The following is a 431-nucleotide window of genomic DNA, read 5'->3' on the forward strand; positions in this document are numbered from 1 at the left end:
CCTGCCGGCTCACCGGCAATGCGTGCTCGCGATCAATCATCGCTTTACGCTCAGCAATCCCGCCTTGCCGAGCGCGCTTTCCAAAAAATCGTTCTCCAGAGTCAATTGCCCGATCTTCGCGTGCAACACCTTCACATCGACCGGGGGCTCGGCCGATGTTTGGCCCGTCTCGAACACTTCGGCAACACGCTCTTGCAGTTGCTTCTTCCAGTCCGTGATCTGGTTCGGATGCACATCAAACTGCTGGGCTAGCTCGGCCAGCGTCTTGTCGCCCTTGAGCGCCGCGAGTGCCACCTTTGCCTTAAACGCCGGTGAGTGTGTCCGTCGGTTGCGTTTCGTCATCTTCTGGTTCCTTGTTGCCGGCCATTATGACCGACTCACGCCCCAGCTTTTCCACTTACCGACCTGTCCGGATTCTCGGCGCCACCTCT

At 58.7% G+C, this 431-nt stretch carries 1 pseudogene; it reads right to left on the reverse strand.

The features are described 5' to 3' along the window. Positions 1-342, reverse strand: a pseudogene (locus F6X42_RS43125) (transposase); the annotation flags it as partial. Positions 343-431: the final 89 nt, after the last annotated feature.

Source organism: Paraburkholderia podalyriae (genome assembly GCF_014397785.1).
Taxonomy (GTDB): domain Bacteria; phylum Pseudomonadota; class Gammaproteobacteria; order Burkholderiales; family Burkholderiaceae; genus Paraburkholderia; species Paraburkholderia podalyriae.